Origin of the sequence: Micromonospora sp. NPDC005979 (assembly GCF_040614415.1) — a bacterium.
GTDB lineage: Bacteria > Actinomycetota > Actinomycetes > Mycobacteriales > Micromonosporaceae > Micromonospora.
This window is the reverse complement of sequence record NZ_JBEXUR010000017.1, coordinates 140,507-155,720: the sequence shown is the minus strand read 5'-3', so window position 1 is coordinate 155,720 and position 15,214 is coordinate 140,507. Positions and strand designations below refer to the sequence as shown.

General features: G+C 72.0%; 15 protein-coding genes and 1 pseudogene. 10 read left to right on the top strand and 6 right to left on the bottom strand.

The genetic code is table 11. From position 1 onward, the window contains the following. The first annotated feature begins 123 nt into the window (after positions 1 to 123). From ABZ272_RS25685 to ABZ272_RS25675, 3 genes are read left to right on the top strand one after another with little or no spacing between them, the layout of a single operon-like run. The gene (locus tag ABZ272_RS25685; protein WP_355052468.1) at positions 124 to 483 is read left to right on the top strand and encodes a DUF1622 domain-containing protein; all 360 of its coding nucleotides are present in this window, start codon (positions 124 to 126) and stop codon (positions 481 to 483) included. Further along, complete coding sequence (locus ABZ272_RS25680) at positions 480 to 803, top strand: hypothetical protein (RefSeq protein ID WP_355052467.1); 324 nt, start codon at positions 480 to 482, stop codon at positions 801 to 803. Before ABZ272_RS25685 ends, ABZ272_RS25680 begins: the two co-directional genes overlap by 4 nt. Before the next feature lie 4 nt (positions 804 to 807). Further along, positions 808 to 1,005, top strand: a complete 198-nt coding sequence (locus ABZ272_RS25675) for a hypothetical protein (protein WP_355052466.1) — start codon at positions 808 to 810, stop codon at positions 1,003 to 1,005. Between the two features lie 26 nt (positions 1,006 to 1,031). On the opposite strand, the pseudogene ABZ272_RS25670 reads toward ABZ272_RS25675, so the two are convergent. Next, positions 1,032 to 1,325, bottom strand: a pseudogene (locus tag ABZ272_RS25670) (Na+/H+ antiporter NhaA); the annotation flags it as partial. A gap of 523 nt (positions 1,326 to 1,848) precedes the next feature. Between ABZ272_RS25670 and ABZ272_RS25665 the strand changes: the two are divergent. Continuing rightward, the gene (locus tag ABZ272_RS25665; RefSeq protein WP_355052465.1) at positions 1,849 to 3,309 is read left to right on the top strand and encodes a polysaccharide biosynthesis tyrosine autokinase; all 1,461 of its coding nucleotides are present in this window, start codon (positions 1,849 to 1,851) and stop codon (positions 3,307 to 3,309) included. Here the strand turns inward: ABZ272_RS25665 and ABZ272_RS25660 are convergent. Further along, positions 3,290 to 3,844, bottom strand: a complete 555-nt coding sequence (locus tag ABZ272_RS25660) for a low molecular weight phosphatase family protein (RefSeq protein WP_355052464.1) — start codon at positions 3,842 to 3,844, stop codon at positions 3,290 to 3,292. The genes ABZ272_RS25665 and ABZ272_RS25660 overlap by 20 nt on opposite strands. 165 nt (positions 3,845 to 4,009) lie before the next feature. Between ABZ272_RS25660 and ABZ272_RS25655 the strand changes: the two genes are divergently transcribed. The 4 genes from ABZ272_RS25655 (at position 4,010) to ABZ272_RS25640 (ending at position 9,539) form a co-directional block, all read left to right on the top strand. Then, a complete protein-coding gene (locus ABZ272_RS25655) occupies positions 4,010 to 5,257 on the top strand; it encodes a glycosyltransferase family 4 protein (protein WP_355052463.1) in 1,248 nt (415 codons plus the stop codon). Positions 5,258 to 5,354: 97 nt separating this feature from the next. After that, complete coding sequence (locus ABZ272_RS25650) at positions 5,355 to 7,139, top strand: DUF4012 domain-containing protein (protein WP_355052462.1); 1,785 nt, start codon at positions 5,355 to 5,357, stop codon at positions 7,137 to 7,139. Between the two features lie 13 nt (positions 7,140 to 7,152). After that, on the top strand, positions 7,153 to 7,773 hold the full coding sequence (locus ABZ272_RS25645) for a hypothetical protein (RefSeq protein WP_355052461.1): 621 nt from the start codon (positions 7,153 to 7,155) through the stop codon (positions 7,771 to 7,773). 1,202 nt (positions 7,774 to 8,975) lie between these two features. Next, entirely contained in the window at positions 8,976 to 9,539 is a 564-nt protein-coding gene (locus ABZ272_RS25640; protein ID WP_355052460.1) for a hypothetical protein, read from the top strand. A 64-nt stretch (positions 9,540 to 9,603) separates the two neighbouring features. Here ABZ272_RS25640 and ABZ272_RS25635 read toward each other — a convergent pair whose 3' ends face one another. Both ABZ272_RS25635 and ABZ272_RS25630 read right to left on the bottom strand, forming a co-directional pair. Then, entirely contained in the window at positions 9,604 to 10,440 is an 837-nt protein-coding gene (locus ABZ272_RS25635) for an undecaprenyl-diphosphate phosphatase (RefSeq protein WP_355052459.1), read from the bottom strand. Continuing rightward, entirely contained in the window at positions 10,437 to 11,489 is a 1,053-nt protein-coding gene (locus ABZ272_RS25630) for an LLM class F420-dependent oxidoreductase (RefSeq protein ID WP_355052458.1), read from the bottom strand. The genes ABZ272_RS25635 and ABZ272_RS25630 overlap by 4 nt, the downstream gene beginning before the upstream one ends. A 187-nt stretch (positions 11,490 to 11,676) precedes the next feature. Here ABZ272_RS25630 and ABZ272_RS25625 point away from each other — a divergent pair, with 187 nt between their 5' ends. Continuing rightward, positions 11,677 to 12,648 carry an aldo/keto reductase gene (locus tag ABZ272_RS25625; RefSeq protein WP_355052457.1) on the top strand — a complete coding sequence of 324 codons (972 nt, stop codon included), beginning with the start codon at positions 11,677 to 11,679 and terminating at the stop codon, positions 12,646 to 12,648. A 100-nt stretch (positions 12,649 to 12,748) separates the two neighbouring features. Next, positions 12,749 to 12,940, top strand: a complete 192-nt coding sequence (locus ABZ272_RS25620) for a DUF5703 family protein (RefSeq protein ID WP_039906151.1) — start codon at positions 12,749 to 12,751, stop codon at positions 12,938 to 12,940. Between the two features lie 84 nt (positions 12,941 to 13,024). On the opposite strand, the gene ABZ272_RS25615 is transcribed toward ABZ272_RS25620, so the two are convergent. Then, positions 13,025 to 13,684, bottom strand: a complete 660-nt coding sequence (locus ABZ272_RS25615) for a hypothetical protein (protein WP_355052456.1) — start codon at positions 13,682 to 13,684, stop codon at positions 13,025 to 13,027. Between the two features lie 42 nt (positions 13,685 to 13,726). Continuing rightward, a complete protein-coding gene (locus ABZ272_RS25610; RefSeq protein ID WP_355052455.1) occupies positions 13,727 to 15,055 on the bottom strand; it encodes a M20/M25/M40 family metallo-hydrolase in 1,329 nt (442 codons plus the stop codon). Positions 15,056 to 15,214 lie beyond the last annotated feature (159 nt).

Below are 15,214 nucleotides of genomic sequence, written 5' to 3'. Positions count from 1 at the left end.
CGGATACAACACCGGTATCCGGACGAAACCGCGCCTTGCCGGACCGCCGCCCGGACCCCGCCTCGGCTCGACCGCCCTTATGAAACAGGGCCTAGCCGCCCCGGTGGCGGGTAACGCCTGCGGGTGGAGCCGGCGGAGCTGCTGCGCCACGGCGACCAGGTGCTGGTCGCCGTGGTGGAGGCGGCCGGCGCCCTGGTGATCGTCGTGGGCGCGCTCTGGGCGGCGGTGCGGTTCGTGACCGAAGGGCTGCGGCACCGCACCGCCGCCGTCTTCACCCCGATCCGCCTGTCGCTGGGCCGGTTCCTGACGCTCGGTCTGGAGTTCCAGCTCGCGGCCGACGTCCTGCGGACTGCGGTGTCGCCGTCGTTCACGCAGATCGGCCAGTTGGCGGCGATCGCCACGATCCGGACGGCGCTGAACTACTTCCTGGGCCGGGAGATCCGGCAGGAGCAACGGCAGGTCTCCGACGGGCAGCGGACGTGATTACCGCGCTGGTCGAGGCGGTGACCGCGTTGGCGCTGGTCGCCGGGGTCGTCACGGTCCTGTGCACCGGCGATGTGCGGGTCGCCGTACGCGTGCTGTTGGATCTTTTGACGGCGGCCGGCCTGCTGCGTCTCGCCGGGGATCCGGCGTGGAGCGGCCTGGCCGCCACCGCCGCGATCGTCGCGCTGCGGCAACTGCTCGCGGCGGCGTTGAGTCTCCCGCCGCCGTGGTCGCGGCGACAATCCTCGCCGCGCTGCGGGGGCGACGATCACCGCCTACCGTGGGCGGTACCAGAGAAACCGGGAAAAGCGGGAGGATAACCACATGAGCCGGCACGACGAACCGAACGAGTACGGGTACGCCGGCGGCGCCACCGCTCCCGAGCCGCAGCCCGGCGGCAAGCCCGACGAGCAGGACCTCGCGGAGGAGGTGGCGGTGCCCGCCGACGACCTCACCGCCCCCACGACCGACGCCCTCGCGGACGAGACCGAGGAGCGGGCGCCGCACGACCGCCACCGCTGAGCACGGCGGGTCGCGGGCCGGTCCGGTCAGTCCCGTCCGGGCCGCTGGTAGACGTCGGGCACCCCGTCGCCATCGGCGTCGAGGCGTTCCTTCTCAGCCACCCGCCGGTACGCGGCGTTGCGGCGGGCGAGCACGGCGGCGGCGAGCGCCGCGGAGATCACCGACCCGGTGAGGACCGCCGCCTTGACCCGCTCGTCGGCCGTACTGCCCGCGCCGAAGGCCAGGTCGCCGATGAGCAGCGAGACGGTGAACCCGACCCCGGCCAACAGGGCGATGCCGAACAGGTCGGACCAGGTGATGTCCTCGTCCAACTCGGCGCGTCGGCCGTCGGCGCTGCGGCGGGGGCGCGGGTCAGACCAGCGCGAGGACGGCGCCGAGCAGCAGCAGAGCGCCGCCGACCGTCTCGGTGCGCAGCACGTCGGCCAGGTGCCGGGCCTCCGGCCAGGACGACCGCGCGAAGAGCCGGTCGCGGTGGGGGGTCGGCCGGTCATGTGGGGCTCACCTCTGGTGTCGGGACGGCAGGGATCCAATCGCCGACCAGACTTCCCGGCACACCGCTGTCGGCCCTATCCGGTCGGCGGTACGTCGTGATCGAGCGGGACGCGACACGGCGATCGAGATCGGCGCGGGGGAATCGGTCGCCGACTTTTGCGGGCGTCGCCGCTGCCGAATGGCCCTTTGTCGGGTTGGTCATGCGGGGCGCCGCGATTACGGACGCCGAAAACGCATAACTCCGGACATAAGTCCTATGAGGGGCTTTAATGGTTTCACGAGTTGACAGACGACCTTGGGGGTTTTCGTGAAGTTCTTTGGCGTAACCGGACCGGTCCGGAGGCAAGCCTGATGGACCTGCTTCGCCAATTGCGCCACGTGCGTCGGCACTGGTGGGTCGTGCTGCTCACGATCATGGTGTCCCTGGGCGTCTCGGCGTTCCTGACCGTACGGGCCCAGCCCCGGTACGTCGCCTCGGTGACCTTCTTCGTCACCACCCCCAACCAGGGCGTCTCCGATGCCTACCAGGGCGGGCTGTTCCTTCAGCAGCGCGTCAAGTCGTACGCCGACCTGCTCAGCAGCGACCGCCTGGCACAGAGTGTCGCGGCCGAGACGCCGGTCGGGCTCACCGCGGACGAGGTGCAGCGCCGGGTGACCACCTCCACCGAGACGGGCACCGTCCTGCTGCGCGCCTCGGTCACCGACACCGACCAGGCCCGTGCCCTGCGGTTGAGTGAGACCCTCGCCGCGAAGTTCGTCGAACTCGTGCAGAAGGTCGAGACGCCACCCGAGGGCAAGTCGCCCATCAAGATCGAGGTGGTCAGCGGCCCACGGGTCAGCGCGAGCCCCGTCTCGCCGAAGCCGTTGCGAAATCTCGTCCTCGGCGGTCTGCTCGGCCTCGTCCTCGGCGTCGGCCTGGCGATCCTGCGCGGCGTCGCCGACGTCCGCCTGCGCGACGCCGCCGGCCTGCAGCGTGCCACCGGAAGCCCGCTGCTCGGCGAGATCCCGTTCGAGGGCGCCGCCCGCACGTCTCCGCTGATCGTCGGCGACGCCGCCACGTCGGCCCGTGCCGAGGCGGTCCGCAAGCTGCGGACCAACCTGCGCTTCGTGGACGTGCACGAGCCGGCCCGGGTCATCGCCGTGACCAGCGCGTTGCAGGGCGAGGGCAAGACGACGATGTCGTGCAACCTGGCCATCGCGCTGGCTGAGGCGGGCTGGCGTGTGCTGCTGGTCGACGCCGACCTGCGACGCCCGAAGGTCGACGAGTACCTGGGCCTGGACGCCGGTGTCGGCCTCACCGACGTGTTGGTCGGCGACGTCCAGGTCGGTGACGTGGTGCAGCGGTGGGGCGACAAGTCCCTGCTGGTGCTGCCCAGTGGCTCCGCGCCGCCCAACCCGAGTGAGCTGCTCGGCTCCAAAGCGATGGCGGACCTGCTGCTCGCGTTGCGCGAGTCCGCGGACATCGTGATCATCGACACCGCGCCGCTGCTCGCGGTGACCGACGGCGTCGTGGTGGCCGTCCAGGCCGACGGCGCGCTGCTGGTGAGCCAGCAGGGTCGTACGTCGCGCACCCAGGTGGCCGCGGCGGCCCGCGCGCTGCACTCCGTCTCGGTGCGGCTGCTCGGCTGCGTGCTCAACATGGCGAAGGTGGCCAAGGCCGAGGCGTACCAGTACGAGGCCTACCGGGTGGTCGCCTCGACCGCCACGCCGTCGGTCCCGACCGACCGGGCCCCCGCCGCCCGGCACAGTGAGGACGCCGGGGTCAACGGTGTCAGCGACCGTACCCAGGAACTCACCCGGCTGCCCCGATGAGCGCGGCGAGGGGTCGTAGCGAGCGTTCGATCTCCTCGGCGCAGCGACGGAAGTCGGCGACGGTACCGCCGATCGGGTCCCGAAGGTCGTCCGCGTCCGGGGCGGCGGGTTGCAGCCGCCCCCGGGCGCTGGCGGCGGCGGCGATGGCGGCCCCCAGCGGATCGTCGGTCGATCCGACGGGCGGCTCGGCCGCCGCCGCGAGCCGGCCGAACTGGCGAAGGGTGAACGTCCGGTGCAGCGCGCCGGGCGCGAGCGAGGTGCACACCGACCGCTGCCGCCGGGTGGCGGTCAGCACGAGCGTCGCATCGGTCAGCTGCTCGGCCCGCAGCGTACGGCTGCTGAACGCCGTCGGGTCGCCGCCCTCCTCGGCCACGACCTCCGCCGCGTACGGGTGCATGGCCATCCCGTCCATCGCGTCGGTGCCGGCGCTGGACACCAGCACGGGACGGTCGGCCAACAGCCGTCGGGCCAGATGCTCGGCCATCGGCGAGCGACACAGGTTGGCGTGGCAGACGAACAGCACGCGGTCGGCCATCGGGAGCCCTCTCGTGGATGCGGAAACGGATCGCCACACCGTGAGGGTGATGCGGCGACGCCGCTGGGCGCGCGGGGAGGGGTTGCCAGCATCCTACGCGGGCCGCCGCGTCGGACGCGGTGCCGCGCCGGCCGAGCCCGATCCGCGCCCACCGGCGGTGCCGCGGTGAAGATCGGCATCCTGTCGTACCACTTTCCGCCCGAGCCGGCGTTCATCCCCGGCAGCCTCGCCGAGGAGCTGGCCGCGCGCGGGCACGAGGTCCGCGTCCTCACCGGATTCCCCGACTACCCGGGCGGGCACGTCTATCCAGGGTGGCGGCAGCGGTGGCACCACGAGACGCACAGCGACCGGCTGTCGGTCCGCCGGGTGCCGCGGGTCTCCGGCGGGGCCACCACCACCCGGGCGCGGATGGCCAGCTACCTGTCGTTCGCCGGGAGCGCGTCGCTGGCGGCCCGCCGGTTCCTGGGTGACGTGGACGCGCTCTACGTCTTCCAACTGCCGGCCACCACGTTCGCCACCGCCGCCGTCCTGCGGCTCCTCGCGAGGGTGCCGACCGTGCTGCACGTACAGGATGTCTGGGCTCGCGACGGCGTCGACGCGTCCGGCGGCGGCCGCTGGTTGGCGCGGATGGACGCCGCGATGACCCGCGTCTACCGGTCGGCCGCGCGGGTCGCCGTGGCCGCGCCGTCGATGCGCGACCTGGTGGTCGCGGCCGGCGCCGACCCCGGCCGGGTCCGTCTGGTCCTCAACTGGACGGACGAGCGCATCTTCTACCCGGCGACGCCTGGCGCGGCGGCCCGGCAGATGGTCCGCCGGGACCGCCGGTGCGTGGTGATGCACGCCGGGACCATCGGACCCCGCCAGGGGCTGGAGACGGCGGTACGGGCCGCGGCGGCGCTGGACCGGACGATGGACCTGGTCCTGGTCGGCTCGGGCGCGGACGAGCGGCGGGTGCGGGGGCTCGCCGCCGACCTCAAGGCGGAGAACGTCCGCTTCCTCGAACGGCGGTCACCCGTCGACATGCCCGAGCTGTACGCCGCCGCCGACTACCAGTTGATCATGCTGCGCGACCTGCCCGAGCTTCGCGGCATGGTGCCGGGCAAGCTGCAGGCCGCGCTGTCGTGCGCCGCGCCGGTCGTCGCGTCGGCCGGCGGGGACACCGTCGAGCTGGTCGAACGCGCCCGAGCCGGGCTGTCCTGCCCACCCGAGGACTGGGCCGCGTTGGCCGACCGGTTCTGGCTGGCCGCCACCATCCCGCCGCCCGCGCGCACCGAGATGGGCCGGCGGGGGCGGCAGACGTACCTGCGGGAGATGTCGCTGCCGGCCGGCGTCGACCGGATCGAGCGGCTGCTGCACGAGGCCGCCGGCCGCGTCCCGCAGGGAGCGACGGCACCGCGAGGAAACCTCGCGTAAGGGACCAGAATTGCCATAACGGTACGAAAATCCTCGTAACGTGCTAAGAACGTCAGGGAATTCGACAGACTGTCCGATTCCTGGATCGGAGTGTGGTGTGACGGAGAGCGAACGACCGCGTCGACGACGAAGCCGGTCCCGGCGTCGCCGGCGCGCGCGACTGCGCCGGGCACTGCTCGGCGCTCTCGTGGTCGGATCGCTGGTGCTGGCCGCTGGTGGGTGGATCGGTTTTCGCGGTTGGCAGGCGAGGGCGCACCTGATCAATGCCGCCGGCCTGGCCCGGGAGCTGAGCGCCCAGGTCGTCGGCGGGGAGACCGACCGTGCCCTGCGCACCCTCTCCGCCCTACAGGAGCAGTCCGGCGCGGCCCGGGCCGCCACGTCCGATCCGAGCTGGAGGCTCGGTCGGCACACCCCGGCGGCCGGTGACGATCTCGACGCGGTCCGGCTGATCGCCATCGCCATCGACGACCTGGCCCGGCAGGCGTTCCCCAGCCTGCTGCGCACGGACCTGACCAGCCTCGTGCCGGCCAGCGGCCGGTTGGACCTGGCCCGGCTCACGTCGGTCTCGGGCGAACTGACCCGGGTCAACGACTCCGTGCAGGGCACCCGTCGGGACCTGGCCGCCGTGCCGGCCGACCAGCTGGTCAGCCAGGTCCGCCAGGCGCTGAGCGATCTCCGCGGCGAGATCGACCGGTTGGCCGGCCTCACCGCCGCGGCCGACCAGGGCGCTCGGCTGCTGCCGCCGCTGCTCGGCGCCAGCGGCCCTCGGCGCTACCTGCTCGTCTCGCAGAACCTGGCCGAGCTGCGCGCAACCGGCGGCATGTTCGGCGCGTACGCGATGATCGAGGCCGAGAACGGCCGGGTCCGGATGGGCCAGCAGGGCAGCAGCGCGTCCCTCGGCCGGTTCACCCCGGCGCTGAAGCTGCCCCCCGAGACCCGGGCGATCTGGACCGACCTGCCCGGCATCTACCCCGCCGATGTGAACCTGACCCCGCACTTCCCGACCGCCGCCTCCCTGTACCGGGAGATGTACCGGCGCAAGACCGGTACCACCGTCGACGGTGTGCTGGCCGTGGATCCGGTGGTGCTGTCCTACCTGCTCAAGGCGACCGGCCCGGTGCTGGTGCCCGGCGGGGTGCCGCTGGCCAGCGAGAAGGCCGTGCAGACCCTGCTCAACGAGACCTACCAGCGGCTGGACACCACGCAGCAGGACGTCTACTTCGCATCCTCGGCCGCTGCGGTGTTTGACGCCTTCTTCAAGAAGAATGTCAACCCTAGGGTGTTGTTGTCCGCATTTGACCGTGCTATCACGGAACGCCGGATATTGTTCTGGAGTGCTCATCCGGAAGAACAGCGGACGTTCGGCAACAGCCGGATGGCCGGGACGCTCCCGGAACAGGACACCGTGCCGACGGTCGGCGTGTTCCTCAACGACGGCAGCGGCGCGAAGCTCGGCTACTACCTGCGGCCGACGGCGAGCCTCACGGTCGGCGAATGCCGGCCCGACGGCCGCCGCGAGCTCCGACTGCGGGTGACTCTGCGCTCGACGGCGCCGAAGTCAGGGCTCAGCAAGTCGATCCTTGGCCTCGGTCTGGCTGGCGACCCGTACACCGTGCGCACGCTGGTGTCGATCTTCAGCCCGGCGGGCGGCTCCGTGCTCGACGCCCGGCTCGACGGGGCCGAGACGGCACTGGGCAGCGGCACCGAACGCCGCCGCCAGGTGGCGACGGCCAACGTCGACATCGGCCCCGGCGTCGAGAGGGCGCTGGAGGTCACCGTCTTGACGGCCAAGACCGGCGTCGGGCAGGCCGAGCTGTGGCTGACCCCCACCGCCAGCCCTTGGACCACCCAAGTTCATTCCGCACGAAGCTGTGACCAGTAGGAGGGAACCAATCATGCGGCTATCCCGCATCATCATGGCGCTCACGGTCGGCCTGGCCGTGGTGGCCGTGCCGACGGCAGCGGGGGCGGCACAGCCGCAGCCGACGCCCAGCGGCACGCCTCAACCGCCGCCGTACCCGCCGGCCGCCGCGTCCCTGACCGTCAACCGGCCGACGATCTTCCTGGGCGAGACGGTCATCCTGACCGGCACCAATTTCGGCCCCAACGAGACCGTCGACATCTCGGTCACGGTCACCCCCATCGCTGCCCCGGCCGCCGGCAACGCGCCGGCGCGCCGCAGCGACGGCACCACCGTGGCCATGGCGCCGGTGGCGTACCAGGCGAGTGCGCCGCTCAACTTCACGGCGTACACCGACGCCCAGGGGCGCTTCACCAAGAGCTACAAGCCGTCGGTGACCGGTCTGCTGACCTTCACCGCCACGGGCCGTGAGTCCGGTCGGACCGCGAGCACCGAGCTGCGGGTGCTGCACCGCAAGCAGCCGCTGCCCGTCACCGGTGACAGCATCGGTACGCCCATGAAGCTCGGCGGCGGCCTCGTTGGCGCCGGCGCGATCATGCTGCTGCTGACCCTGGCCTGGCGTCGCCGCCAACGCTTCGGCGGAGCTGCGCACTAACCGGCACCACAAACGGGGCGCTGCCCCGGACGTACCCCGAACTGGCGCCCGTCGGATTGTCCCGACGGGCGCCAGTTCACGTCGCGGGACGGTGTCGCGTTTCGCCCGGTCCACACCGCCTCGACACGATCGACTCCAGATCGCCGTCGCGGGGTATCGACGGAGTGGGCCACGCGCGTAGCGTCCGTCGGGCCGCCGGATGCGACCCCACGTCGGCGACCCGTAGTCGGTCACCGACCTGAGCAGCCCCCACCATGATCGACACGAGTTCGCCGATGTGGGGGCATCAACCGGTCCCGGACACCCCGACTTCGGCGATCCGGAGTCGACCATCCGGTCCGATCGCCGCCGCGGACGGTATGTCCGATTGGCGAGGGCTGTTGTGGTGGCCGGGTGCCCCGTGACCGGGTGTCCCGTGGCCGGGGAGTCGTTGGCGCGCCCGGCCGTCGTGGCCCCCGGACGATCGCCAGGAGCGCAGGTCGCCGCCCGCCGCCCGTCGCCCGTCGGGTCGGGCCCCATCACCTCGCGTCCTTTGCTCTGCTTCAACCCAGGCAACACCCGGTGTCCGATTATCGGACGGCAGGTGTTTCCTCGGTTGAAGCAGAGCAAAGGCGGGTCACCGCCCCTCCGGCCCTCCGGGAATGACCCCGGACCGCCGGTCGCTATACCCCGGTCCCGGCGCGGCGAGCCCCGCCTCCCGCGGGTCGTGAGGCCCCGGGAATGGGCCCCGGACCGCCGGTCGTTGCATCCCGTCCGGGCGCGGCGAGCCCCGCTCACCGCGGATCGTCAGCCCCCGGGAATGGCCCCGGCCGGCAGGGCGTTACACACGGACCGGCCGTCACGAGCAACCCGCCCGCAGGCGCCAAGCCCCCCGGGAATGGCCCCGCCCCCCGGGTCGTTACACACGGACCGGCCACCACGAGCCCCCCGCCCGCAGGCGCCAAGCCCCCCGGGAATGACCCCGCCCCCCGGGTCGTTACACACGGACCGGCCACCACGAGCCCCCCGCTCGCAGGCCGCCAAGCCGCCGGGAATGGCCCCGCCCCCCGGGTCGTTACACACGGACCGGCCGCCACGAGCCCCCCGCTCGCAGGCCGCCCCCCAAAGACTTTGAGCGCCCGGACGAGGTGCTGACACCCCCGTCACCTGATCCCCCGAACGGTGACGTGTGGGTGTTTCCTACCCCCGAAGGAGCAACCCTGATGAACACGATCATCCGCAAGAGCATGCTGTCCATCGCTGGTCTCGCGTTCGCCGGTGGCGTCTTCGCCGGCCCCATCGCCGCCCACGCCAACCCGGTCGACGCCAAGCCCGCCACCGCCGTCGCGGTGCAGACCGCGGCGCCCAAGCCGCAGGGCGACCAGTCGCACATCACCCTCAACGACGAGCAGACCGCCAACGCCAAGGCCATCATCGCCGCCACCAAGAAGGCCGGCCTGCCCGAGCGCGCCGCGGTCATCTCCATCGCCACCAGCCTGCAGGAGTCCAAGCTTCAGAACCTCGGCCACCTCGGCGACGCCAACGACCACGACTCCCTCGGCCTGTTCCAGCAGCGCCCGACCAGCGGTTGGGGCACGCCCGAGCAGATCACCAACCCCGAGTACTCCACCACCGCGTTCCTCAAGGGCCTCAAGCAGGTCGACGGCTGGCAGGACATGCCGCTGACCGACGCCGCCCAGACCGTCCAGGTCTCCGCCTACCCCGACGCCTACGCGCAGTGGGAGCAGCAGGCCACCGACCTGGTCGGCCAGTACTGGAACAGCTAAGAACCACCGATGGCCGGCACCCGACAACGGGTGCCGGCCATCGCCGTACCTTCAGTGCGAGCGGTCAGGTGGCGCTGATCGTGCCGGTCAGCAGGAGCGCCAGGACCAGGGTGCCCAACGCGACCCGGTACAGCACGAAGACGTACAGGGTGTGGTGGGCGACGTAGCGCAGCAGCCAGGCGATCGCCGCGTACCCGATGCCGAACGCGATGAGGGTGGCCACGACCGTCTGGGCCACCGTAGGCACGGACGTACCCGGGGCGGACGGTTCGAAGACGTCCCCGAGGCTGAACACCCCGGACATCACCACCGCCGGGATGGCCAGCAGGAACGAGTAGCGCGCGGCCGCCTCCCGGGTCAGGTTGAGCAGCAGGCCGGCGGTGAGCGTCCCCCCGGAGCGGGACACGCCGGGGACCAGCGCCATCGCCTGGGCGAAGCCCATCACGATGCCATCCTTCATCCGGAAGTTCTCCAGCGTGCGCGTCTGCCGACCCCAGTACTCGGCGAAGGCCAGCACGAACGCGAACACGATCAGCGTGGTCGACACCACCCACAGGTTGCGCCCGGCCGTCTTGATCTGATCCTTGAAGAGGAACCCGAACAGCCCGATGGGGATCGAGCCGACGATCACGTACCAGCCCATCCGGTAGTCGAGGCTCGAACGCACGGACTTGTCCCTGAGCCCGACCAGCCAGGTACGGGTGATCCGCCAGATGTCCTTCGCGAAGTAGATCAGCACGGCGGCCTCGGTGCCGAGCTGGGTGACCGCGGTGAACGACGCGCCCGCGTCACGGTCGAAGAAGATCGCCGAGGTGATCCGCAGATGCCCCGACGAGCTGACCGGCAGGAACTCGGTCAGCCCTTGGACGATGCCCAGGACGATGGCCTCAACCCAGGTCACTCGCCGACTCCCGAGAGCTCGAGAGCCTCGGCGACGGTCCGCAGGGTCTGCACACCGCTGTCCCGGTCGGCCACGAACAGGGTCACCGACAGCGTGGTGACACCGGAGGCGGCGTACTCGCGCATCCTCTCGGCGATGCGCTCCTTCGGGCCCAGCAGCGACGTACGGTCGATGAACTCCATGGGTACGGCGGCGGCGGCGTCGCGCTGGCGCTTGGCCAGGTAGAGGTCCTGGACCTCGCGGGCGGCGTCGCCGTAGCCCATCCGGGTGGCGAGCTGGTTGTAGAAGTTCTGCTGCCGGCTGCCCATCCCGCCGACGTAGAGCGCGGCGTACCAGCGGACCAGCTCGGCGCAGGAGGCGACGTCGTCGCCGACGACGACCGGCACGGACGGCACCACGTCGAACCCGGCCAGTTCCTTGCCGGCCTTGGCCCGACCGGCGGAGACGGCGGCGAGGTGCTCGTCGGCGAACTCCGGGGCGTAGAACACGGCGAGCCAGCCGTCGGCGATCTCGCCGGCCAGCTCCAGGTTCTTCGGGCCGACCGCGGCCAGGTAGATCGGGATGTGCTCGCGGGGCGGGTGGAAGCTCAGCCGCAGCGCCTTGCCGGGGCCGTCGGGCAGCGGCAGCGTGTAGTGCTCACCGTCGTACGCCACCTCCTTGCGGGCGATGGCCAGCTTGACGATGTCGACGAACTCGCGGGTACGGCCCAGGGGCTTGGCGAACCGTACGCCGTGCCAGCCCTCGGAGACCTGCGGGCCGGAGACGCCGAGGCCGAGCCGGAACCGGCCGCCGGACAGGGCGTCGATGGTGGCGGCCGTCATCGCGGTGGCCGCCGGTGTACGGGCGGGGATCTGCATCACCGCCGAGCCCACGTCGATCCGTTGCGTCTGGCCGGCCATCCAGGCGAGCATGCTGGGCGAGTCGGAGCCGTACGCCTCCGCCGCCCACACCACCGAGTAACCGAGGCGGTCCGCCTCCTGAGCGAGCGCCAGGTGGTCGGCGGGCGTACTCCACGCTGTCTGGTATCCGAGGCTGAGCCCGAGTCGCACTGGTCCTCCCCCATCCGTGGCACAGGTCGCATCAGGTTACGCAATGCCGAAAACGGACCCGATCACCGGCTCACCGCCAATGATCCCCCGTCCGTCGCGGTGCCTTCCGGAGGCGGAACCGGCAGAACCGGCAGAGATGACGGGAGCGAGGATATCCGTGGCGGCGGGTTCGAAATAAGGTTCACCCATGCAACAGCGACCGCTCGGCCGAAGCGGGCTGGCGGTTTCGCGGCTCGCGCTCGGCACCATGACCTGGGGCCGGGACACCGACGCCGACGATGCGGCCGCCCAGCTGAAGAGTTTCCTGGACGCGGGCGGCAACCTGATCGACACCGCCGACGTGTACGGCGACGGCGATGCCGAGTCCGTGATCGGGTCGCTGCTGGGCACCCTCGTCCCGCGCGACGAGCTGCTGATCGCCACGAAGGCGGGATTGCGTCCGGGCAGCGCCCGGCGGCGCGACGGCTCCCGGGGCCACCTGCTGCGCACCCTGGAGGCGTCGCTGCGTCGACTCGGCACCGACCACGTCGACCTGTTCCAGGTACACGGGTACGACCCGGACACCCCCCTGGAGGAGACCCTCGCGGCGCTGGACCACGCGGTGGCCAGCGGGAAGGTCCGCTACGTGGGTGTGTCGAACTTCTCCGGCTGGCAGACCGCGCGGGCCGCCGCCTGGCAGACGGCCTGGCCGGGGCGGGCGCCGGTGGTCGCCACCCAGGTGGAGTACTCGCTGCTGGAGCGGGGGGTGGAGCGGGAGGTCCTGCCGGCCGCCGACGCGCTGGGCCTCGGCGTGCTGCCCTGGTCGCCGTTGGGCCGTGGGGTGCTCACCGGCAAGTACCGGCACGGGCGTCCGGGGGACTCCCGGGCCGCCTCCCCGCACTTCGAGCGGTTCGTCTCCACCTACCTGGAGCCGCGCTGCTCCAGCATCGTGGAGGCGGTGGCGACCGCGGCCGGCGGGCTGGGGGTCTCGCCGCTGGAGGTGGCGCTGGCCTGGATCCGGGACCGGCCCGGGGTGACCGCGCCGATCCTGGGCGCCCGGACGGTCGGGCAACTGCTCGGCGCGTTGCAGGTCGAGCGCATCACGCTGCCCGAGGAGATCACCACGGCGTTGGAGGACGTCTCCGGGGTGCCGGTCGGCTACCCCGAACGCGACGGCTGACCCGAGACGACCCAAGGACGGGACGAAACAGGCACGGCAGCGGCGTCGGTCACCCTCCAGGGGGTGGCGGACTGCCGCCGGGCTGGGCAGCATGGGTGGCATGGACTACGAGTACGCGCCGCTGCGGTTGCCGCCCAACGTCGACCGGTTGACCGCAGCGGCGCAGTTGGCGATCCAGGCGGAGTTCTCCGGATGGGAGTTGGCCCGGGTACGGCTGTTCCGGGACGGCACGCGGCAGGTCATGTTGCGCCGTCGGCGGGTCAACCAGCCGCAGCCGGGCCTGTCGTACTGACAACCGGCCGGGGCACCGCGACGGAACGCCCGGGACCCGAACCGCGTACGGTCGGGCCCCGGGCGTCGTACGGCCCGAAACCAACTAGTGCTGGTGCCCGGCGTGGTCGTGGTCGTCGTCGAGTTCCAGGAACGGGTGCTCGTCGAGCCGACCGACGAGCCGGTCGTCACTGGCCGGCTGGAACGGGCCGACCGCGTCGTCGTCGTCGAACGACTCCAGGTCGACCGGGGTGCCCACCTCGCTGACCATCACCACCCCGTCGAGCGGTTCCAGCTCCGGGACGTCCAGCGCGCCGAGCGAGCCGTCGCCGCTCTGCAGCAGCTCCAGCACCGCCTCACCGACGCCCTCCACCGGCGCCGGCTCGTCGTCCTCGGGGGTGCCCTCGCTGCGGGCCGCCTCGGCCGCCCGCAGCAGCGCGGAGATGCTCGGCACCCGGTAGTCGCGGCGTTGGCGCACCGAGATCACCCGGGGGTGCGGGTCGCTGGCCTCGACACCGTCGCCGCCGAAGCGCTCGTCGGCCTCGTCCGGGTCGATGGAGTCGACGTCCCACGGCGTGACCTCACCGAAGGCGTCGAGGAGCTGCTCGTCGTAGGCGAAGGAGGCGTTGTTCAACGCCACGTACGCCTGCCAGACGTCGTCGTCGTCGACGCGGCCCTGCGCGGCGCGTACGGCGGCCAGGTGGTGGCGGGCCGCTTCGATCACCCGCTCGAGTGCGGCGTCCAGCTCACCGTGCTGGTCGGTCATGTGGGGCAGTCCCTTCACGATGGGGAGGTAACGCGGACACTGCTAGCAGGTGCGGAGGAACCGGTCGAGAACCCGCACGCCGAACTGTAGTCCGTCGACCGGAACGCGCTCGTCGATGCCGTGGAACAACGCGGAGAAGTTCAGGTCGGCGGGCAGCCGCAGCGGCGCGAATCCGAAGCAGCGGATGCCGAGCGTCGAGAACGCCTTCGCGTCGGTGCCGCCGGAGAGCATGTACGGCACCGGCCGCGCGCCCGGGTCCTCGGCGCGCAGCGCCGCCGACATGGCCTCGACGAGGTCGCCGTCGAAGGTGGTCTCCAACGCGGGCTGCCGCTGGATGTACTCGATGTCGATGTCCGGGCCGACCAGCTCGCGCAACTGCCGCTCGAGCAGCTCGGACTGGCCGGGGAGGCTGCGGCAGTCGATGGTGGCGGTGGCGCGGCCCGGGATGACGTTGTCCTTGTAGCCGGCGGCGAGGCGCGTCGGGTTGGCCGTGTTGCGGATGGTCGCGCCGATGATGTTGGCGATCGGGCCGAGCTTGGCGATGGCGACCTCCGGGTCCTCCGGGTCCAGCTCGATGCCGAGCAGGTCGGAGACCTCGGTCAGGAACGCCCGTACGGTGTCGGTGACCACCACCGGGAAGCGGTGCCGACCGATGCGGGCCACCGCCTCGGCGAGGGCGGTGACCGCGTTGTCGTCGTGCACCATCGACCCGTGCCCGGGTCGACCCTTGGCGTGCAGCCGCAGCCAGTCGATGCCCTTCTCGGCGGTCTCGATGAGGTAGAGGCGCTGGCTGTCGTTGACCGAGTAGGAGAACCCGCCGACCTCGCCGATCGCCTCGGTGCAGCCGTCGAAGAGGTCGCGGTGGTTCTCGACCAGGAAGCGCGCGCCGTAGTCGCTGCCCGCCTCCTCGTCGGCGGTGTACGCGAGGACGATGTCGCGCGGGGGCCGGACGCCGGTGCGCTGCCAGTGCCGCACCACGGCGAGCACCATCGCGTCGAAGTCCTTCATGTCGATGGCGCCGCGACCCCACAGGTAGCCGTCGCGCTGCTCGCCGGAGAACGGGTGCACCGACCACTCGTCGGCGTCGGCGGGCACCACGTCCAGGTGGCCGTGCACCAGCAGGGCTTCCCGGCTCGGGTCGGCGCCGGGGATGCGGGCCACGACGTTCGCCCGGCCGGGCGCGGACTCGCGCAGGACCGACTCGATGCCCACCTCGGCGAGTTTCTCCGCCACGTACTCGGCCGCGCGGCGTTCACCCACGCTGGTGTCGTTGTCACCGGTGTTGGTGGTGTCGATGCGCAGCAGGTCGCGGCAGAGGTCCACGACCTCCGCGGTGGGGTCCGGTCGGGCGGAGGCGGCGTCGCTCGTCATCGCCCCTTCATACCAGCCCGGAGTTACCGGCGGGCCGGCGCACCGACGGGACGCGGCCGGGCATCCAGGTCGACGAATCGGGCGGCGGTTTCACGGCGGCCGCGTTCGGGTACCGCCGCCCACGACCGCACATCCCCTGCCGGAGCTTCCGCCCGCCAG